Annotated in this window: 17 protein-coding genes; 5 read left to right on the forward strand and 12 right to left on the reverse strand. The window is 75.2% G+C overall.

Features of this window, described 5'->3' with window-relative positions; translation table 11 throughout:
• Nucleotides 1–7 precede the first annotated feature (7 nt).
• Nucleotides 8–355: a fumarate reductase subunit FrdD gene (gene frdD, locus GGQ55_RS22860; RefSeq protein WP_179720716.1), complete on the forward strand. Its 348-nt coding sequence runs from the start codon at nt 8–10 to the stop codon at nt 353–355.
• Here frdD and GGQ55_RS22865 read toward each other — a convergent pair.
• Nucleotides 295–519, reverse strand: a complete 225-nt coding sequence (locus tag GGQ55_RS22865) for a hypothetical protein (protein WP_179720718.1) — start codon at nt 517–519, stop codon at nt 295–297. The genes frdD and GGQ55_RS22865 overlap by 61 nt on opposite strands.
• A gap of 249 nt (nt 520–768) precedes the next feature.
• On the opposite strand from GGQ55_RS22865, the gene GGQ55_RS22870 reads away from it, so the two are divergent.
• Genes GGQ55_RS22870 through GGQ55_RS22880 form a run of 3 tightly spaced genes read left to right on the forward strand, consistent with a single transcriptional unit; the run spans nt 769 to nt 3,062 of the window.
• Nucleotides 769–1,638: a hypothetical protein gene (locus tag GGQ55_RS22870; protein WP_179720720.1), complete on the forward strand. Its 870-nt coding sequence runs from the start codon at nt 769–771 to the stop codon at nt 1,636–1,638.
• Nucleotides 1,639–1,664: 26 nt separating this feature from the next.
• A complete protein-coding gene (locus GGQ55_RS22875) occupies nt 1,665–2,561 on the forward strand; it encodes a carboxymuconolactone decarboxylase family protein (protein WP_179720722.1) in 897 nt (298 codons plus the stop codon).
• 33 nt (nt 2,562–2,594) lie between these two features.
• Nucleotides 2,595–3,062 carry a hypothetical protein gene (locus GGQ55_RS22880; RefSeq protein WP_179720725.1) on the forward strand — a complete coding sequence of 156 codons (468 nt, stop codon included), beginning with the start codon at nt 2,595–2,597 and terminating at the stop codon, nt 3,060–3,062.
• Between the two features lie 7 nt (nt 3,063–3,069).
• Here GGQ55_RS22880 and GGQ55_RS22885 read toward each other — a convergent pair whose 3' ends face one another.
• From GGQ55_RS22885 to recD2, 3 genes are all read right to left on the reverse strand, one after another.
• Complete coding sequence (locus GGQ55_RS22885; protein ID WP_179720728.1) at nt 3,070–4,140, reverse strand: PD-(D/E)XK nuclease family protein; 1,071 nt, start codon at nt 4,138–4,140, stop codon at nt 3,070–3,072.
• On the reverse strand, nt 4,137–6,629 hold the full coding sequence (locus tag GGQ55_RS22890) for a hypothetical protein (protein WP_179714523.1): 2,493 nt from the start codon (nt 6,627–6,629) through the stop codon (nt 4,137–4,139). Before GGQ55_RS22890 ends, GGQ55_RS22885 begins: the two co-directional genes overlap by 4 nt.
• Nucleotides 6,630–6,741: 112 nt before the next feature.
• Nucleotides 6,742–9,006, reverse strand: coding sequence for an SF1B family DNA helicase RecD2 (gene recD2, locus GGQ55_RS22895; protein WP_366490054.1), 2,265 nt, complete (start codon nt 9,004–9,006; stop codon nt 6,742–6,744).
• Nucleotides 9,007–9,123: 117 nt separating this feature from the next.
• Here recD2 and GGQ55_RS22900 point away from each other — a divergent pair, with 117 nt between their 5' ends.
• On the forward strand, nt 9,124–9,603 hold the full coding sequence (locus GGQ55_RS22900; protein ID WP_179720732.1) for a single-stranded DNA-binding protein: 480 nt from the start codon (nt 9,124–9,126) through the stop codon (nt 9,601–9,603).
• Nucleotides 9,604–9,649: 46 nt separating this feature from the next.
• On the opposite strand, the gene GGQ55_RS22905 is transcribed toward GGQ55_RS22900, so the two are convergent.
• The 8 genes from GGQ55_RS22905 to GGQ55_RS22940 form a co-directional block, all read right to left on the reverse strand.
• Nucleotides 9,650–9,892 (reverse strand): hypothetical protein, encoded by a 243-nt coding sequence (locus GGQ55_RS22905; protein ID WP_179720734.1) that lies wholly within the window; start codon nt 9,890–9,892, stop codon nt 9,650–9,652.
• A 159-nt stretch (nt 9,893–10,051) separates the two neighbouring features.
• Nucleotides 10,052–12,103, reverse strand: a complete 2,052-nt coding sequence (locus GGQ55_RS22910) for a DEAD/DEAH box helicase (protein ID WP_366490056.1) — start codon at nt 12,101–12,103, stop codon at nt 10,052–10,054.
• 388 nt (nt 12,104–12,491) lie between these two features.
• A complete protein-coding gene (locus GGQ55_RS22915) occupies nt 12,492–13,658 on the reverse strand; it encodes a serine hydrolase domain-containing protein (RefSeq protein WP_179720738.1) in 1,167 nt (388 codons plus the stop codon).
• Between the two features lie 39 nt (nt 13,659–13,697).
• Nucleotides 13,698–15,449, reverse strand: coding sequence for a glycosyltransferase family 39 protein (locus GGQ55_RS22920; RefSeq protein WP_179720740.1), 1,752 nt, complete (start codon nt 15,447–15,449; stop codon nt 13,698–13,700).
• Nucleotides 15,446–15,937: a phosphatase PAP2 family protein gene (locus GGQ55_RS27360; protein ID WP_179720742.1), complete on the reverse strand. Its 492-nt coding sequence runs from the start codon at nt 15,935–15,937 to the stop codon at nt 15,446–15,448. Before GGQ55_RS27360 ends, GGQ55_RS22920 begins: the two co-directional genes overlap by 4 nt.
• Nucleotides 15,934–16,812 carry a DMT family transporter gene (locus tag GGQ55_RS22930; protein ID WP_179720744.1) on the reverse strand — a complete coding sequence of 293 codons (879 nt, stop codon included), beginning with the start codon at nt 16,810–16,812 and terminating at the stop codon, nt 15,934–15,936. Before GGQ55_RS22930 ends, GGQ55_RS27360 begins: the two co-directional genes overlap by 4 nt.
• Nucleotides 16,806–17,525 (reverse strand): polysaccharide deacetylase family protein, encoded by a 720-nt coding sequence (locus GGQ55_RS22935; protein WP_179720746.1) that lies wholly within the window; start codon nt 17,523–17,525, stop codon nt 16,806–16,808. Before GGQ55_RS22935 ends, GGQ55_RS22930 begins: the two co-directional genes overlap by 7 nt.
• Nucleotides 17,522–18,607 (reverse strand): MGDG synthase family glycosyltransferase, encoded by a 1,086-nt coding sequence (locus GGQ55_RS22940; protein ID WP_179720748.1) that lies wholly within the window; start codon nt 18,605–18,607, stop codon nt 17,522–17,524. Before GGQ55_RS22940 ends, GGQ55_RS22935 begins: the two co-directional genes overlap by 4 nt.
• Between the last annotated feature and the right edge of the window lie 10 nt (nt 18,608–18,617).

Below are 18,617 nucleotides of genomic sequence, written 5' to 3' on the forward strand. Positions count from 1 at the left end.
TGACGCGATGACCAAGCGACGGGTCACGCCGCTGGTGTGGCTCATGTTCAGCGCCGGCGGCGTCCTGGCCGCGGTGTTCCTGCCGATCCTGATCCTGCTGTTCGGGCTGCTCGTGCCGCTGGGCTGGCTGCACCCCGACTACGACCACCTGCACGCCGTCGTCGGCAACCCGCTGACCTTCATCGTGCTGCTCGGCCTGTTCGTGCTGATGCTCGTGCACAGCGCGCACCGCTTCCGGTACACGCTCTACGACGGGCTGCAGATCAAGCGGAAGCGGACCGTCGCGGTCCTCTGCTACGGCGCGGCGGTCGTGGGCTCGGTCGCCGCGGTGCTGGTGCTGGTGTCCGCGCTCTGATCCCGGCCGCGCGCCGACCGGCCGTCCAGGAAGGCCTGCCACTCGTCCCGCTCGCTCCCGGCCCGCCCCACCGCCAGCAGCACGAGCCCGACCACGCCCGCGAGAGCGACGACCACGAGCCCGATGAGCACGTGCTCCCAGCCGAACAGGGGTGGAACGGTCATGCAGCCCGGCAGGTCTGCTGGACAGTGAGTCATGGAACGAGCGTGCGCGCCGTCGGCGCTGCCCACATCCCCCGCAGCGGTGCCTCACCCGCCCGGACGACGTCACGCAACGGAACCGGATCGGCCGAGAACTCCCGGATAGCGGGAGACCGCGTCGTCCTCCCGGGTGATCGACCCCCGACGACGGGTCCGCCGCCGTCCGGTGCCACCTAGCGTCCTGTTCTCGGATCCGGAGCACGTGGGGGTGGCATGAACGCCGAGCTCGACGCCGATCGGGAGCGCCCGACGCTCTCCGGCGACCTGCCCACGGTGCTCGAGGCGGCGCCGATGTTCCGCCGCGCCCCGCTGGGCTACGACCGGTTCCAGGTCGACACCTACGTCCGGTGGGCCGAGGACGAGCTGGCCACCGCCGAGCGGGAGCGGGAGCACCTCGAGGCGCGGCAGCACCGCACCAGCGCCGCCCTCGACGACGCCCGCGAGCTCCTCTCGCACTCCGCCGGCGGCGCTGACTTCCTCCGGCTCTCGCGCCGGATGGGCACGCTGCTCGCGGCCGCCACCGACGAGGCCGAGGAGATCCGGGCCGAGGCCGAGGCGCACGCCGCGCGGTCGGCGGCCGAGGCGGAACGCGCCCTCGCCGAGGCCGGGGCCGAGGCGGCCGGCATCGTCGCCGCGGCGGTCGGCCGCGCCGAAGAGCTGGCGGCCCGGGCCGGGCAGCTCGTCGCCGAGGCCGACCAGACCCGCGAGGACGCGCGGGCCGAGCTGGCGGCGCACCGCACGACGGCCCGGGCGGTCCGGCAACGGGCGGACCGGCACGCCGACCAGGTCCGGCAGCGGGCCGAGCAGGACGCCGCGGCCGCCCTGGCGCAGGCCCGGCAGGACGTCGTCGCGCTGCTGAGCACCGGCCGGGACGAGCGGCGGCGGGCCGACGCCGCGGCGGCCGCGACCCGTGCCCGGCTGGACGCCGAGGTCGAGCGGCTCGAGCAGCGCCGTGCAGCCCTGCTCGCCGACCTGGCCCGGATCGCGGAGCGGGTCCCCACCGCCCCGGTGCCGCAGCGCCGGCGCGTCCGCGGGCAGCTCGAGTGGCTCCGGGCGCACCTGCGGTCGCGGGTGACCTCGTAGCGGCCGGGACGCGGGAGCATACGGGGATGGACGAGGTCGTCGTCCACCACGCCGACCTGGTGGCCGCCCTGCGCCGGGCGGTCTTCGAGTCGGCCGGGGAGACCGATCCGGCACTCCGGCAGGCCGTCGGAGCCGGCGACCCCGTGGACCCGGTCTGGGCGGCCTACGCCGAGAAGGTGCGCACCTCCTCCCACCGGATCACCGACGCCGACGTCGCCGCGCTCGTCGCGGCCGGTCGCACCGAGGTGGAGATCTTCGAGGTCACCGTCGCCGCGGCCACGGGCGCGGCGCTGCAGCGGCTCGACGCCGGCCTGCGGGCTGCGGGAGGCGACGTGAGGCTCGGCGTCGTCGAGCACGGCCACGGCCTGCCGGCGCGGCTCTTCCTGCGGATCGCGCGCCTGGTGGGCGGCGGCGAGCGGATGGACGACGTCGTGACCACCGGGCTGCACCGGCCGGGGCTCTGGGGCCGCCCGTTCTTCGCCCTCGTGGAGGCGGTGATGCGCGGGCCGTCGTTCTGGACGCCCGCCGAGCGGGAGTACCTGGCCGCCCACGTCTCCCGGCTCAACGAGTGCCCCTTCTGCCGGCGGGCGCACACCGAGACCACGCGGCTCGAGTCGCGCGGCGGGTTCGACCTCGACGACGCCTCGTCCGTGCGCCCGGAGCTGGCGGCGGTGCTGCCGTTGATGGAGCGGCTGACGGCGGCTCCGGATGCGCTGTCGGCGGCCGACGTCGTCGCCATCCGGCAGGCGGGTGTGCCGGACGACGCCGTCGTCGACGCGCTGCACGTCGCCCTGGTCTTCCACACGGCGAACCGGATGGCCAACGCGCTCGGCTGGAGCTGGGACTCCGACGAGCACGTGCGGGCGGCCGCGCGGGCCATCCACCGCACGCGCTACCGGCTGCCCGGGATCGTGCTGCGCTGAGAAGAGTCGGCAGCAGGCTCTACCGTCCGCACCGTGACCGACGGCTGCGATCTCTGGGACCGCACCCAGGAGGCCGGGCGGGGGGTGGTGGCCGCGTTCGACAGGGTGCTCGGCGCCCCCTCGGACCGGACGCGGGTCGCGGCGGCGCCGGAGCTGCTGCGGGCCGTCCGCGCGTTCCTGACCCTGCGCCTGGTCGCCGTCACCGGGGACCGGCGGCGAGCCTTCCCGCTCAGCGTGCCGCCGGCCGGTCGCGAGACGGTCGCCGCGCTGTGGGCGGAGGTGTTCTGGGCGGCCCGGACGCAGGCCGAGGACGACGACTCCGGCGTGCTCGAGGCGACCGACGCATCGATCCGGGGCCTGCTGGCCCTGGAGCCGGCCGACCTGGCCCGGCGGGAGTCGGTGCGGGCCTGGCGGGAACGGCTGGCCGCGGTCGAGGAGACCTTCGCCGGGCTGGAGGTGCAGGCCCAGGCCGCGCTCGACGTGCGCCGGGAGGCGTTCTGACCCCCGGTCAGGCGGCCTCCCCCGGCGACGCCTCGGTCCGCGCGCCGGTCCGGGTGACCCGGATCGACTGGGGACTGCGCGTCCGCTTGGTGGGCACCTCCTCGCCCAGCTCGATCAGCCGCTCGACCGCGGCGTCCTTGTCGACCTGCGTGCGCAGGCCGCCGCCGGACCACTCGCAGTGCAGGTCGTCGGCGGTGCAGGAGCGGCCGCGCAGCCGTTCCCGCGCGTAGTCCTTGTGCCGCTTGGCCTCGTTCTCGGCGGCCCGCCAGGCGTCGTAGTCGTGCACGGCCTGGACGTAGTCGGCGTCGGTGACCGTCAGCCGGGACTGGCGGGAGACCTCGCCCTCGGTCTCGGTCTCCACCGGAGGTCCCCAGCACAGGTCGAGGAAGGGGCACCAGTCGCACATCGTGTCCACGCCGGGGCCGAACCCGTCGCGGGGAACGGCGTCGACCCCGTCCTCCTCGACGGTGGCGTACACGTCGGTGAGCCAGAGGACCGCCTCCGCGGCCAGCGCCGGGTCGTGGTCGGCCTCGAACACGACGTCCTCGCCCGAGTCGCGGGACAGGTACCGGATCCGCAGCCCCTCCACGTCCTGGCCCTCGCCGGCCGGGAGCCGCCGGTCGGCGGTCTGCCCGGTGCGCAGCAACCAGGCGTAGACGGCGACCTGGAACCAGTGCTTGGCCGGCACCCCGCGGGTGAGCACCCGCTCGAACCCGAACCGGGACGTCGTCTTGAGGTCCTCGACCACCGGCGCGTGCAGCCAGTCGCAGCGGCCCTTGACCTGCTGCCCCTTCAGCCCGACCTCGGTGAGCCCGCCGTACTGGCGGCGCAGGGCGCGCAGCACCCCGCGGTGCAGCTCGGTGCCGAGGAACGCCTGCAGGCCGGTCGCGGTGTTGGTGGGCCGGCTCCGGGCGACCCGGTAGGCCGCCCGGCGCCGGCACTCCCCCAGCTCGGAGGCGCCGATCATCCGCTGCCGCGACCGGGCCCGGCGGCGGTCCAGATCCCTGACCGCGGCCGCCAGGCTCGGGGCGGCCCGCCGCTCGGCCGCGCTGGGCCGAGCGGGCAGGACCGCCGTCATGCCGAGATCTCCCGCTGCCCCACCGACAGACCGGCGCGCTGGGTGGCGATCACCTCGCGGACCAGCGCGGTCAGCCGCTTGGTCGCCACGTGCTCGACCGGCCGGCCGAACCGCTCGGCGATCTCGGCCTCGCTGACGCCGAGGCTCTCCAGGCTGGCGAGGACACCGCGGCGGGCGGCGGTGAGCCGGCGCTCCCGCGGGTCGTCCGGCGTCGGCGAGGCCTCCAGCAGCGGGTTCGCCGGAGCGGCCTTCTCCTCCTCGGCGCGCGCGGCGGCAGCCGCGGCCCGGGCCGCCTCGACGACTGCAGCCGGCGTCGTGGGAGCCGGGGACGGCGCGGCGACGCGGCGGCGGCCGGCGGGGTGGGCCTCCACGGCCGCCTCGAGGAACTCCTCGTGGCGCGCCTGGATCAGCTCGCCGACGGTGTAGGAGCCGCCCGGCGTCGGGACGTCGACCTGGAGCAGCGCGGCGCGGTTGGCCTGGCCCCAGACCTCGCGCAGCTCGTCGTCGTCCTCGGCGTCGGAGATGCGGGCGACCAGGTCGGCGACGTCGGGCCGGTCCGGTCCGGCGGCGCGGGCCTCGTCCTCGCGCTCGTGCTCGAGCAGCCCGCCGCCGTGGAAGGAGACGAGGTCGCGGACGTGCGCGGTGCCCGGGTCGCACTTGAGCGCGTCGAACACCAGCCAGTCCAGCAGCCGGCCGTCGGCCGCCTTGTCGGTGATCTCCCTGGCGGGGTCGGTGTTCGGCTTGATCCCGACGTGCACGCTGCGCGCGCCCACGACCAGCGGCCGACGGCCGCGGCGCAGCCGCACCCACACGCTGGCCGCGTACGGGAACTCCCGGTGGGTCTGCACCGACCAGGTCTTCTGCCCCTCGATCGGTCGGCCGTTGGCGTCGACCTCGGTGACCTCCTTGCCGCGGGCGGTCACCACGACGATGCCCGGGAAGGTGAGCAGTTCGGTCTGCAGCTTGCGCCAGCGGGCGCCGGCGTCGTTCCAGAGGTTCTGGCTGATCACGATCTCGGCGTTCGGGTCGCGCTTGAGCAGCTCGCGGTTGCGGGCCGACGTCGCGGCGCGGGCGCTCGCCCAGTCCTTGAGCCCGTCCCAGATCGCCGAGCCGGTGTCGATGCCGAGGACCACCGGCGGCTCGCCGGCGTCGGCCGCGCGACGCGCCTCGGCCTTGATCGCCTGGACGGCGGCCAGCACCTGGCCGTAGGAGCCGTCGTGCTCGACGAGCTCGTAGCGGGCGCCGGGGACGGCACCGTACTCGTCGCCGGCGCCCTCGTTCAGGTCGATCCAGTACAAGGTTCCGATCCGCTCGCTGGCGCTGAACTGCGCCAGCGACCAGCTGTTGTGCGTGACGACGAAGTGATCGGTCAGGTAGAGGTGGTCTTCAGCAGCAACCGTGATGCAGCGAACCGGGAACATGCCGACGTAGTCGACGGCCCGCACCGTGCGCCTCGGAGGTGTGTTGAAGGTCGGCCGGGTCGAGGTCCAGGCGTCCCTCTTGCGGCCGAGTCGGAACGGACACATCGAAGCTGGCAGGCGAGGAGCGAGTCTGTAGGCGACCTTGCCCTGACGTCGCTCACCCTCGTCAGTCACGTAGCTGGGGATCTTGCTGCCCTGCCGGCAGGTTCCGCCCAGGGACTCGACCAGCTCACGGAAGCCCGCTGCCAGAGCTGGCGAGACGGTGGTGTAGGTCGGGCGCCTCCCCTCCATGCCACCGTCGGTGTCCATCAGGCCCTGCAGCAGCGCCAACCGATCGTCCACCGATGCCCGCAGGTAGATCTCGGGGATGAACTTCGTGGCCGAGCCGGTGCCCCGCAATCCCAGCGCACGGACGGCGGCGGAGAGGCCGCCGCCGACGATGCCGTACGCGTAGTCCTTGCCGGAGTACTTGACGATGTCTCCGCTGAAGACGGCCGCGATGGACTCGACCAACTCGGGATCGGCGCAGGTGAACTGAACGGATTTGCCCACGAGGGTGCCGTCGCCGAGGAGAAGGCCAAGCAGGTACGGGTCGATGGGCAACGGCTCGCCCGCCGCGTACTGCACCGGCTCGGTCACCGGGATGTGGACGACGGCTCCGTCGAGCACCTTGGCGCGGATCGTGTCGGTGTCCCAGATGCGCCACGGCAGATTCCGCGGCTGGCCCACCCGTGGACCGTTGGCATAGCGACGGTGCACGTCGTTGCTCGTCCGCACGGCCCAGAGGTGCTCGTTGCAGACCTCCGCCGTGGCTCCGTCGGAAAACGTCAACCGATACACGGGCCGTTCACCTCGCTCGTGCACGGCCAGCACGGTGGTGGGCTTGCCGTTCCAACCGACTACCTGATCGCCGACGGCGATCTCGCCCATGGTGGTCCAGCCGGTCGGGGTGGCCAGGCGCGACCACATCGGGGCCGCTTTCCCACTCTTCTCCTCGCCCTCGAGAAGGATCGTGGGCCACGGGACGCGACCGGTGGGCTTGCGGGTCTTGAGGCCATCCATGGCCATGATGTGCTCCTTGCCGACACGGGGAAGATGTCGACACGGAAGCTACGAGCGGGGTCCGACAGAAATTCGCCCGTGACGCAAGCACCTCGGTGAACTCTTCCGAACGCCCTGGTCAGGCGGCGGTTCCGGCGTGTCGGCGTTCGCCCTCGGCGCAATCCACGGCCGGGCCTGGCCGGCGCAAGCGATGGGCCAGCGCGGTGTGCCGGCGGCCGGAGCCAGTCGCGCGCACCGCCTGGGCCAGCGCCCGCTGCGAGCCGACGAGCACCACCAGTTTCTTGGCGCGGGTGACGGCGGTGTAGAGCAGGTTGCGCTGCAGCATGGTCCAGGCGCTGGTGGTCAGCGGGACGACGACGCACGGGTACTCGCTGCCCTGCGACCGGTGCACGGTGACCGCGTAGGCGTGCACCAGCTCGTCGAGCTCGCCGAAGTCGTAGTCGATGCTCTCGTCCTCGTCGGTGCGGACGGTGAGGGTCTGCTCGACGGCGTCGATGGCGGTGACCACGGCCTGCGTGCCGTTGAAGACGCCGCCCGAGCCCTTGTCGTAGTCGTTGCGGATCTGGCTGACCTTGTCCCCCACCCGGAACACCCGGCCGCCGAAGCGCTTCTCCGCGCGGTGCGGGGCGGCCGGGGTGAGCGCCTCCTGCAGCAGCTCGTTGAGCGCGGCGGCGCCGGCCGGGCCGCGGTGGACGGGCGTGAGCACCTGGACGTCGCGGCGCGGGTCGAGGCCGAAGCGGGCCGGGATGCGGCGCACGACGACGTCGACGGTCAGCCGCGCGGCCTCCTCGGCATCGTCGGTGGGGAACAGGAAGAAGTCGTCGAGCCCGCGGACCTGGGGCGGGCTGCCGGCGTTGATCCGGTGCGCGTTGGTCACCACGCCGGACTTGCTGGCCTGGCGGAAGACCTGGGTCAGGCGCACGTGCGGGACCGGGCTGCCCTCGGCGAGCAGGTCGCGCAGCACCTCCCCCGCGCCGACCGAGGGCAGCTGGTCGACGTCCCCGACCAGGAGCAGGTGCGCCCCCGGCGGGACGGCCCGCACGAGCTTGTTGCCCAGCAGCAGGTCGAGCATCGAGGACTCGTCGACCACGACCAGGTCGGCCGGCAGCGGTTTCTCCCGGTCGAACCCGGCGTCGCCCCCCGGCCGCAGCTGCAGCAGCCGGTGCACGGTCTGCGCCTCGACGCCGGTCAGCTCGGTGAGCCGCTTCGCCGCCCGGCCGGTGGGCGCGGCGAGGACCACCCGCGCGCCCTTGGCCGCGGCCAGCGCGACGATCGAGCGGACGGTGAAGCTCTTGCCGCACCCCGGTCCGCCGGTGAGGACGGCGACCTTCTCGGTGAGCGCCAGGCGCACCGCTTCCAGCTGCCCCGGCGCCAGGTCCGCGCCCGTGGCCCGGTGCAGCCAGTCGAGCGCGCGGTCCCAGTCGACACCGGCGAAGTGCGGCACCCGGTCGTCGTCGGCGCTCGCCAGCCTGCGCAGCCCTGCCGCGAGGGAGACCTCCGCCCGGTGGAACGGGACGAGGTAGTAGGCCACCGTCGGGGGTCCGCCGTCGGCCCCGGGGAACTCCTCGCGCACCAGGTTCTGGTCGGCGACCAGCAGCGCGAGGCAGTGGCCGACCAGGCCGGCCGGCACCTGCAGCATCTCGACCGCCCGCGCGGTCAGGTCGGGCTCGGGCAGGAAGCAGTGCCCCTGACCGGTGGCCTCAGACAGCACGTACTGCAGGCCGGCCTCGACCCGCTCGGTGCTGTCGTGCGGGATCCCCGCCGCGGCGGCGATGGTGTCCGCCGTCTTGAAGCCGATGCCCCAGACCTCGGCGGCCAGGCGGTACGGCTGGGTCCGGACGACGTCGATGGCCGCGCCGCCGTACTGCTTGTAGATGCGCACGGCCAGCGAGGTGGACACCCCCATCCCCTGCAGGCAGACCATGACCTCCTTGATCGCCCGCTGCTCCTCCCAGGCGGCGGTGATCAGCCGGGTGCGCTTCGGGCCGAGGCTCGGCACCTCGGCCAGCCGCGCCGGCTCCTCCTCGATCACCCGCAGCGCGTCGGCGCCGAAGTGGTCGACGATCCGCTCGGCCAGCTTGGGTCCGATGCCCTTGACCAGCCCCGACCCCAGGTAGCGGCGGATGCCCTGCACGGTCGCCGGCAGCACGGTCGTGTAGTCCTCGACGACGAACTGCCTGCCGTACTGCGGGTGCGCGCCCCACCGTCCGTGCAGCCGCAGCGTCTCCCCCGGCTGCGCGCCGAGCAGCGAGCCCACGACGGTGACGAGGGTGTCGCCGCGGCCGGTGTCGACGCGGGCCACGGTGTAGCCGGTCTGCGGGTTGGCGAACGTGACGCGCTCGAGCGTCGCCTCGAGCACCGCCCCGGCCCGCGCCTGCTCCACCCCGCGGATGCTGCCACGCCCGGCTGACATCTCCGTGCGGCCGGAAATGTCGGTGGGTCGGCCTAACCTCCGCATCGCTCACCTGAGCGATGCACTGACGACACGGAGGACCGGAACATGGCCGGCGACACGATCATCACCGTCATCGGGAACCTGACGAGCGACCCCGAGCTGCGCTGGACGCCGTCCGGCGCGGCGGTCGCGAACTTCACCATCGCCTCGACCCCGCGCACCCTGGACCGCCAGACCCAGGAGTGGAAGGACGGCGAGGCGCTCTTCCTGCGCTGCAGCGTGTGGCGCGAGGCGGCGGAGAACGTCGCCGAGTCGCTGACCCGGGGTTCCCGGGTCATGGCGCAGGGCCGCCTCAAGCAGCGCTCCTTCGAGACCAAGGAGGGCGAGAAGCGCAGCGTCATCGAGCTCGAGGTCGACGAGATCGGCCCGTCGCTGCGCTACGCGACGGCGACCGTCGCCAAGGCGGCCCGGTCCGGCGGCCGGCCGCTGAACGGCAAGGGCAGCGGCAGCGCGGGCACCGACGCGGGCTCGGCCGATCCCTGGGCGGTGCCGGTCGGCGCCGGGAGCGAGGAACCGCCGTTCTGATCCGGCGGGAGGAGGGCGTCGGCCTCGGGCCGGCGCCCTCCGTCGCTCACGCGGCACTGTCGGCGAGCACCCAGACGGTGCGCCCGTGCAGCGGCGGGGTCTTGGTGCCGTCGGTGAACCACACGACGACTCCCCCGTGCGCCCTGCACCGCGAGCGCACGACCCGGACCTCGCTGCCCTGCCGGGTCCGGGTCGGCCGGACCAGCGGCAGGCCGAAGTCGGTGCCGACGACGGCGGTGGTCAGCACCGGCTCCCCGGCCGGCAGGTGGGACGTGGACACGGTGGCCATCGCAACTCCCCCAGGCAGTACATCGAACGTGTGTTCGATTCTGCCACGCCGCGACGTGGATCAGGTGACCTGATCGAAAACTGTCCTCCCGAAGCAGCGTTGGTGCGGGAGGACAGCCGTTGATCAGGTCACCTGATCGATGCTGTGCGGCGGCGCCGGTCAGGAAGCGGCGAGCGGTGCCGCCTCCCGCAGCGCGTCGGTCAGCAGCCCGACCAGCGCCTCGAGCTGCACGTCGGTCGCCTCGGCGGCCTCCACCGGCGAGCCGTCCAGCGCCCGGGCGGCCAGCCCCGCCTTGCTGTCGATCAGCTCGGCGATCCGGGCGTCGATGGTCTGCGCGGCGAGGATGCGCCACGCGGTGACCGGCTCGGTCTGGCCGATGCGGTGGCTGCGGTCGATCGCCTGCGTCTGCTCGGCGTCGGTCCAGGACAGCTCGGCCAGCACGATGTTCGAGGCGACCTGCAGGTTGATCCCCACGCCGGCCGCGGTCAGGGAGCAGACCGCGATGGCGACCTCGGGGTCGGTCACGAAGGCGTCGATGTTCTTCTGGCGCACCGACGGCGTCTGGTCACCGCGGATCGAGGAGAACCGGATCCCGGCCTGCGCGAAGGCGTCCTCGGCGGCGTCCATGACGTCGACGTGCTTGGCGAAGAAGACGACCTTGCCGGCGCTGCGGGCCAGCTGCGCGGTGTAGTCCGCGGCCAGGCCGGCCTTCGCGCGGCCGATGCGCCGCATCATGCTGAAGACGTTCTCGCCGGTGGTCGTGGTCGCGTCCTTGAGCTCCGCGCGGGCGACCCGGCGCACGAGCTCCGGGTCGATGCCCTCGACCGCGTCGCCGTCCGCCCGGCCGGCCAGCGCCCGCTCGTACCGGGACACCATCCGCGCCACCAGATCGCGCTCGGCGGCCCGGATCGACCGGCCGGCCGGCCCGTCCAGCTCGACGGGGAGGTCGGCGATGCGGCGGGCGGGGATGTCGGCGGCGACGTCGACCTTGCGCCGGCGGACGATCCCGCGGTCGATCACGCACTGCCGGGCCGCCGGGTAGAAGCCCGGGTCGGCCGGCGTCAGGCCGGTGTCCTCGAGCGCGTCCATGAGCTCGCCGAGCGGCTGGCTCTCGTCGATCCAGCCGAGGAACTGCCAGATCGCGCGGAAGTCGTCGATGTCGTTGATCAACGGCGTGCCGGTCAGCGCCATGAGCAGGGGCCGCGGCGTCCGGGCCCGGATGCGCTCGGACAGCTGAAGGACGTGCTGCGAGCGCTGCGAGGTCTTGTTCTTGATGTAGTGCGCCTCGTCGACGACCATGCCGCGGAAGCCGAAGGTCCCGAGCCAGCCCACGTGCCGGTCGAGCACCTCGTAGTTCACGATCACGATGTCGGCGAAGCCGTCGACGGCGTTCCCGTCGCCCTGGACGACGGTGGCCGGGCGGTGCGGCGTCCAGCGGCCGGCCTCGCGCGCCCAGTTGGTCTTGACGACGTTCGGGACGACGACGAGCAGCGGGAACGCGTTCGCCGCCTCCGCGGCCAGCAGCGCCTGAGCGGTCTTGCCCAGACCCGGCTCGTCGGCGAGCAGGAACGTCCGGTGGCCGGCGGCGGCCGCGGCGACCAGCGCGCCCTGGTGCGGCATCAGCTGCAGGTCCCCGGGTGCCCGCAGCGACGTCGGCGCGGGCAGCGCCATGCACGCCGGGGCGCCGTCGCCGGCCCGCTCGAACGAGCTGAGCAGCGGGTTGAGCAGCTCCCAGCCGGCCAGGCGGCGCGGCCGGGAGGGCCGGACCGGGGCGGCGGAGAAGTCAGGGGCCAGGAACGGGTTGGCCAGCTGCCGCGAGATCACCGACTGCGGGACGGCGCGGCGCTCGGGCGGCGCGAACGGGGCGGGGATCTCCGGCGGCGGGACCTCCTCCGGGGCGGGCTCGACGCCCGCGGACCGCAGCAGCTCCCGGGTGAGCTCACGCGCCTCGGGAGAGACGACGGTGTCCTCGGCGAGCAGGGCGAGCAGCCCCGAGTCCCGGACGGCGGTGGTCGCCAGGATCTGGGCGACCCCGTCCAGGCGCTTGAGCTGCTCGCTGCGCCGGGCGTCGCCCACGGTGGCGTCGGCCCGGACGCGGGCGCGCTCCTCGCGCAGCATCAGGGCGACGGCCTGGAACTTCGCGCGCACCGACGGCGTGACGCGGCCGCGCTGCACGGCCGCCTCGACCTCGCGGACGGTGCGCGCGAGCACCGCGACGACGTCACCCTGCTGGACGCGTCGCTGGTTCCGCGGAGCGGAACGGCGCGCGCCCCTCGGGCGCTGGCCCGGTCGAGCCAAGTCTTCCTCCTCTGCACTGCCGGCACGCACCGTGCGGCCGCATGCCGCACGGACTCCCGGGTCGGCGGGGGAGATCGTTCGACGATCGACGCCGCTGGCCTCGGCAGGCCTGTCCCCCGGAACGCCGGGCCGCCGGTGGCGGCATCGCCACGGCAGGCGGGGCTCTCTCGGCCGGTGCTTCGGGAGTGTCAACGCGTGCGACAGCCCGAGATTCCCAAACGCCGTGGGCTGCGGCACCGCCGACAGGTGGATTGTGCCATCCCGAGGTGTCCTCGCCCCAGCCGACACCACCGGGAGCCGTTCACCGGACGGCCGCGAGCGCGGCGGCCTGCAGGTCGGTGTGCACCGCGGGCGCCTGCGGGGTGTCGAACAGCCGCTGCGTCAGCACGATCACGGCGAGGTCCCGCTCCGGGTGCACGAGGAACGACGTCCCGAGGCCGCCGTCCCAGCCGATCGCCCCCGCCCAGGGCCCCTCCCGCACCACCGACGTCCCGAGTCCCCAACCGCGCCCGCCGAGGAACGCCGACCCCGCGGCGCGCTGCTCGGCGCTCAGGTGGTCGAGGCCCAGCTCCCGCACCTGGTCCGCGGTGAGCACCGGGTCGCCGCCGCGCAGCAGCATGCGGGCGAACGCCAGCAGGTCGTCGGCCGTCGAGAGCAGTCCCGCAGCGCCGTCGGGGAAGGCCGGCGGGCGGCTCCACTGCCCCGCCGGCGGATCCCAGACAACGAGGCCGTCCGGGGTGGGCTGGTAGGCCGTCGCCAGCCGGGCGAGGTCCCCGTTGGAGAAGGTCGTGTCGCGCATGCCGAGCGGGTCGAGCACCCGGGTCCGCAGCACCTCCTCGAAGGGCAGCCCCGCGGCCCGGGCGCACAGCACGCCCAGCACGTGGCACCCGGTGTTGTACAGCCACCGCTCCCCCGGCTGCGCCATCAGCGGCAGCTCGCCGAACCGGGCGATCCACGTCTCGGGGTCGACGAAGTCGTCCGGCTGCGGCGGGCCGATCGTGGCCAGCCCGGCCTCGGCGGCCGCCGCGACGACCGGCCAGGGACCGGGCGTCGTGAGGATCTCGACGGCCATCCCGAAGCCGAACGTGAACGCCAGCAGCCCGCGCGCGGTGACCGGGGAGGTCGCGGGCACCGTGTCGTCGAGCGGGCCGTCCATCCGGCGCAGCACGCGGGGCTGCGCGAGCTCGGGGAGCAGCCGCTCGACCGGTTCGTCGAGCTCGACCAGTCCCTCGCCGACCAGCGCCAGGGTGGCGGCCGCCGTGATCGTCTTCGTCGTCGACGCGATGCGGAACAGCGACCCCCTCTCGACCGGGGGCCCGCCGATCGTCAGCGTCCCGAGCGCCTCCACGTGCACCTCGTCGCCGCAGGCCACCAGGGCGACCAGCCCGGGTACCGCGGTCTCGCCCACGTGCGCGGCGGACACGGCGCCGAACCGCTCGAGGCCTGCGTCGTCCAGTCGCCGTCCCATGCAGAGGAGGACGCCCGGACGACGGCCGACTCATCGGTGTCAGGTGGTGTCCTCGAACCGGCCCGAGGCCAGCCCGGCCAGGTCGTAGATCGTGAGGCCCCCCACGTGGACCGGCGGGGCGTGCCGGCGCACCCATCGATCGATCCGCACCGCCGACCCGGTGCCGTGCAGCCCCGGGACGTACCAGTGGACGTGGTGCCGCCGCACCTGTGCCTCGAACTGGGGCAGGCTGGGGGCCGGGTCGCGGCCGAAGAAGCCGCCGATCGGCATCACGGGTGCCCCCACCGCCAGTTGGAGGTCCGCGGCGCGGCGGCCGACCGTGGCCGCCGTCCAGGTCCAGTCGTCGGTGTCCTGCCCGAGCACCCGAACCAGCGCCGGGGGCGTGTCCGCCAGCGACGGCGTCCCGCTCCCGGGGCCGGCGCGCACGTCGCTGCCGGTGTGCGGCACCTCGGCCGTCGCCACCGACCAGGCCGCCGGGCCGAGCAGGGCCCCGACGAGGAGCAAGGTCGCGCCCATGCGGGCGACGGACCGGTCCATCGTGCCGCCGGCGCCCAGCAGGAGCACCCCGACCAGCCCGCAGAACACCACGAGCGCGGCCACCGGGCCGGTGGCCTCCCGGCTCCGGTCGACCAGCGACACCGCCCAGGCGGTGGTCAGGAGCGAGCCCGCCGCGAGGACGGCGACCGCCCCGGTCGTGCGCCGGCGCCAGAGCACCGTCGCGCCGAGGGCGGCCAGCGCGGCCACCGCCGGGGCCAGCTCCACGGTGTAGTACGGGTGCCAGACGCCCTGCATGACGCTGAACACGAGCGCGGTCGGCAGCGCCCAGCCGCCCCACAGCACGAAGGCCGCCCGCAGCGGATCGGTGCGCGGCCGGCGATGGCGCAGCACCAGGCCGGCGGCCAGGCCGACGACCGCCGCGGGCAGCAGCCAGCCGAACTGGTCGGCCGCCGAGCCCAGCAGCCGCCAGGCCGAGCGGGGCCCGTTCACGTGCACCCCGGCGCCGCTCTCGTTGCCGGTGATCCGGCCCAGGCCGTTGTAGCCGAAGGCGAGGTCCAGCGGGCTGTTCAGCGGGCTGCCCCCGACCCAGGGCCGGGCCGAGGCCGGTGTCAGCTCGACGGCGAGCAGCCACCAGCCGGCCGTGACGACGAGGACTCCCCCGGCGGCCAGCAGGTGCGCGACCCGCCGTCGCAGGAGGCCCGGGGCGGCGAGCAGGAAGGCCCCGGCGAGCCCCGGCAGCACGAGGAAGGCGGCCAGCGACTTGGTGAGGAAGGCGAACCCCAGCAGGGCACCGGTCAGCAGCGCCCAGCGCAACCGCCCGTCCTCCAGCGCGCGGGTGGTGGCCCACGCGGCGGCGACCAGCAGCAGGGTGAGCAGCGCGTCGGGGTCGTCGACGCGCGCCATCAGCGTCAGCACCGGGGTGAGCGCGAGCAGCAGGCCGGCCAGCAGACCGGCCCACGGCCCCGCGACCCGGCGGACCGTGGCGACGAGCAGCGCGACGGCGGCCACTCCCAGGAGCGCCTCGGGGAGCAGCAGCGACCAGCTGGAGAGCCCGAACACCCGCACCGACAGGCTCATCAGCCAGATCGAGGCCGGGGGCTTGTCGACGGTGATCGTCCCGGGCGCGTCCGACGCGCCGAAGAAGAACGCCTTCCAGCTCTGCGCCCCGGCCTGCGCCGCGGCGGCGTAGAAGGCGTTGCCCCAGCCGCTGCGGGCCAGGCCGACGACGTACAGCACCGCGGCGCCGGCCAGCAGCGCCGCGGTGAGCAGCCGGTCGCGGACCGCGGCGGTCACGGCGCCGGGGTGCCGACCGACCCGGTCAGCCGGGCCACCACGACCGTCGTGAGCAGGATCGCCAGGCCCCCCGCCGCGAGACCGATCAGCAGGCCGGCGACGACGTCCTGCAGGTGGTGGACGTGCGCGGCCACCCGGGCGGCCGCCACCAGCACCGCACCGACCCCGACCAGCACGCCGACCCCGCGGCGGTACCGCAGCACCAGCGCGGTCAGCAGCCCGGCGGCGGCCGCGTGGTCGGAGGGGAACCCGTTGTCGCGCGGGTGCGGAAACAGCGGGTGCAGCGACGGGTTCTGCACGAACGGGCGGGGATCGGCGTGCAGCGAGCCGGCCAGCCAGATGCCGAGCCCCAGCAGCGCCAGGCCGACCACGGCTTCGGCGGCGAGCCGCACCTTGCCGGCGCGGTCGAGGGCCAGCCAGGTCAGGCCCGCCACCAGCGCCAGGACGAACAGCAGGTACTGGGCCACCGCGACGATCACCGCGTTCACGCGGCCACCGCCACCGGCGCCTCCGACCACGACGGCGCGGGCGGGCCGGGCGCGCTCCCGCGCGCCACGACCACCAGCCCCGCACCGAGCAGCAGCGCGCCGGCGAGCTGGCCCAGCCGCGCGGCGGTCCCCGCCAGCAGCGCCTCCCCGAACAGCGGTCCCGCCAGGAGGACGGCCACGCCCGGTTCCAGCACGGAGAGCACCGGCAGTGACTGGACGAGCGGCCCGGCCGCGAACGCGGCCTGGGCGAGCGCGGTCCCGACGACCGCCAGGGCGGCCAGCTCGACCGCCGTCCCCGCCGCGGCCCACGACAGCAGAGGGAGCCCGACCACCTGCTTGAGCAGCAGCCCGGTGACGGCGAAGCTCGTGCCCGCGGCGGCGCCGAGGACGAGCGGGCGGTGCCGCCGGGTGGGCCGGCGCGCCCACAGCGCCGCCAGTCCGCCGAGGGCGAGGGCGGCGACGGTGACCCCTGCCAGGCCGAGCTGGGGCGCGGTCGCGGTGCCCGCGGTCGGTCGCGCCGTCAGCAGGAACGTGGTCAGCCCGACCGCCACGGCGACGGCGCCGAGCCACGGGCCCAGCCCCGGCCGGCCCGGGCGCCCCCGGTCGAGCCAGGCGCCGAGCGCCAGGGAGAGGACCAGGCCGCCGGCGAGCAGCGGCTGCACGAGCACGACCGGGCCGCTGCGCAGCGCGCCGACGTGCAGCAGCACCCCGACGACGCCGGCCGCCTCCCCGGCCAGCCAGGCCGGCCGGCGGACCAGCCGCACCAGCCACCGGCCGCCGGCCGCGGCGGTGTCGGTCGCCGTCCGGTGCTGGACGACGGTCGAGACGGCGAAGGCGCAGGCCGCGGCGAGCGCGAGGAGGACGGCGGTCAGCACGGTGCCGCCAGGTGGTCGGCGAGCGGGCGGACCTCGAGCCCCTGGGCGCGCACCCGCGCGGCCAGCAGCGGGAGCGCGGCGACGGTGGACCTCCAGGAGCCGGGCCGGCTGGTGCAGTCGGAGTCGTGGAGGAGCACCGTGCCTCCGTCGCGGAGGGTGTGCATCACCTCGGCCACGATCTGGACCGGGGGCCCGGCCCGCCAGTCCTTGCCCCACGCCGTCCAGAGCACGGGCACCAGCCCGAGGTCGCGGGCGGCCCAGTGCGTTCCGCCGCTGAAGATGCCGTAGGGCGGCCGGAACCAGCGCGGTCGCACGCCGGTCGTCCCGGTGATCTGCTCGACGGCCAGCCGGATGTCGCGGCGGACCGCCAGCGGCGTGCGGGTGAGGTGGTTGCGGTGGACCGTCCCGTGCACGGCGACCTCGTGGCCGGCGTCGACGACCTGGCGGGCGATCGCGGGGTGCTGCCGCACCTGGCTGCCGAGCATGAAGAAGGTGGCCCGCCAGCCCAGTCCGGCCAGCGTCTCGAGCACCGCGGGCGTCCCGAGCGGGTCCGGGCCGTCGTCGAAGGTCAGCGCCACCCCGCCGGGCCGCCCCTCCCCCGCCAGGTGGGGGGTGAGCCGTCGGGGCGTGTTGCGCGCGGTCACCGCCGGCAGCGCGTGCGCCAGCGCGGCGCCGGTGAGCGGCACGGCGAGGGTCGCGACCGGGTGCCTCACGCCGCCACCTCCCCCCGAGTGCGGTCGAGCAGGGCGAGGAGCTTGTCGGCCGGGTCGGGCGTGGGGGCGGGCGTGCGACCGCGCGCGAGCTGGGCGTGCAGGTGGTGGGCCAGCTCCGCCCGGTCGTGCGCCCACGGGGCGAGCCCGGCCTCGTCCAGCACCCGGGCGTTGGCGCGACCGTGCCCGGGGATGGGCCGGTAGGTCACCGCCGGGAGGCCGGCCACGAGCGACTCGGTGAACGACAGCCCGCCGGCGTTCTGCACGAGCACGTCGGTCGCGTGCATCAGCCGGTGCACGTCGTCCCGCCAGCCGAGCGCGACGACCCCGGGCCCGCTCAGCCGCCGCCGCAGGGTCTCGTTGCGGCCGCAGAGGACCACCGCGGTCAAGCCGGCGGCGGTGACGTCGTGCACCGTCGTCCGGACGTCCCCGATGCCGAGCGAGCCCCCGACCAGCAGGGCGAGCGGACGGCGGTCCCCGAGCTCGGCGCGCAGCGCGGCGAGCTCGGTGGTGGGCGGGCGCTGCCCGAACCGCGCCTGCACGAGCGGGCCGCCGACCTCCAGCCGCACCCCGTACGCGGCCGCGCCGTGCTCCGCGGTCGCCTCGGTGACCGTCAGGTGCAGGTCGACGGCCGGGTGCACCCAGCTCACGTGCGCCGCGGGGTCGGTCAGGTAGATCACCGCCGGGACGGCGAGCCGCCCGTCCGCGCGCAGCATCCCGACGGTCTGCGCGGCCGGCGGGTAGGTGGCGACGACGGCGTCCGCCCGGAACTCGGCGGCCCAGGCGGCCAGCGTCCCGGCAGCGAGCGCGCAGACCCGCTGCTCGGCCCACCACAGCAGGCCCTGCCGCTCCAGCCCCCGGAAGAAGACCTCGAAGAACCCCGGAACCCGCTCGACCGTGGCGAGGTAGCCCTCACGCAGCACCAGGGCCGCCGCCCGGGGCACCGCGTCGAGGTAGTCCCGGACGGCCACCTCGACCCCCGCGCGCCGCAGCCGGGCCGCGAGCTCGCGCGCGGCGCCGTCGTGACCGGCCCCGACGCTGCCGCTGACGATCAGCACCCGCGATGTCGTCCCTGGTGTTCGCACGGGTCCAGCC

The organism is Petropleomorpha daqingensis, from assembly GCF_013408985.1.
GTDB lineage: Bacteria > Actinomycetota > Actinomycetes > Mycobacteriales > Geodermatophilaceae > Petropleomorpha > Petropleomorpha daqingensis.

Coding starts and splice junctions, on each gene's coding strand:
- frdD (WP_179720716.1), top strand. CDS start 8: ATGACCAAGCGACGGGTCACGCCGCTGGTGTGGCTCATGTTCAGCGCC.
- GGQ55_RS22865 (WP_179720718.1), bottom strand. CDS start 519: ATGACCGTTCCACCCCTGTTCGGCTGGGAGCACGTGCTCATCGGGCTC.
- GGQ55_RS22870 (WP_179720720.1), top strand. CDS start 769: ATGAACGCCGAGCTCGACGCCGATCGGGAGCGCCCGACGCTCTCCGGC.
- GGQ55_RS22875 (WP_179720722.1), top strand. CDS start 1,665: ATGGACGAGGTCGTCGTCCACCACGCCGACCTGGTGGCCGCCCTGCGC.
- GGQ55_RS22885 (WP_179720728.1), bottom strand. CDS start 4,140: ATGACGGCGGTCCTGCCCGCTCGGCCCAGCGCGGCCGAGCGGCGGGCC.
- GGQ55_RS22890 (WP_179714523.1), bottom strand. CDS start 6,629: ATGGCCATGGATGGCCTCAAGACCCGCAAGCCCACCGGTCGCGTCCCG.
- GGQ55_RS22900 (WP_179720732.1), top strand. CDS start 9,124: ATGGCCGGCGACACGATCATCACCGTCATCGGGAACCTGACGAGCGAC.
- GGQ55_RS22905 (WP_179720734.1), bottom strand. CDS start 9,892: ATGGCCACCGTGTCCACGTCCCACCTGCCGGCCGGGGAGCCGGTGCTG.
- GGQ55_RS22915 (WP_179720738.1), bottom strand. CDS start 13,658: ATGGGACGGCGACTGGACGACGCAGGCCTCGAGCGGTTCGGCGCCGTG.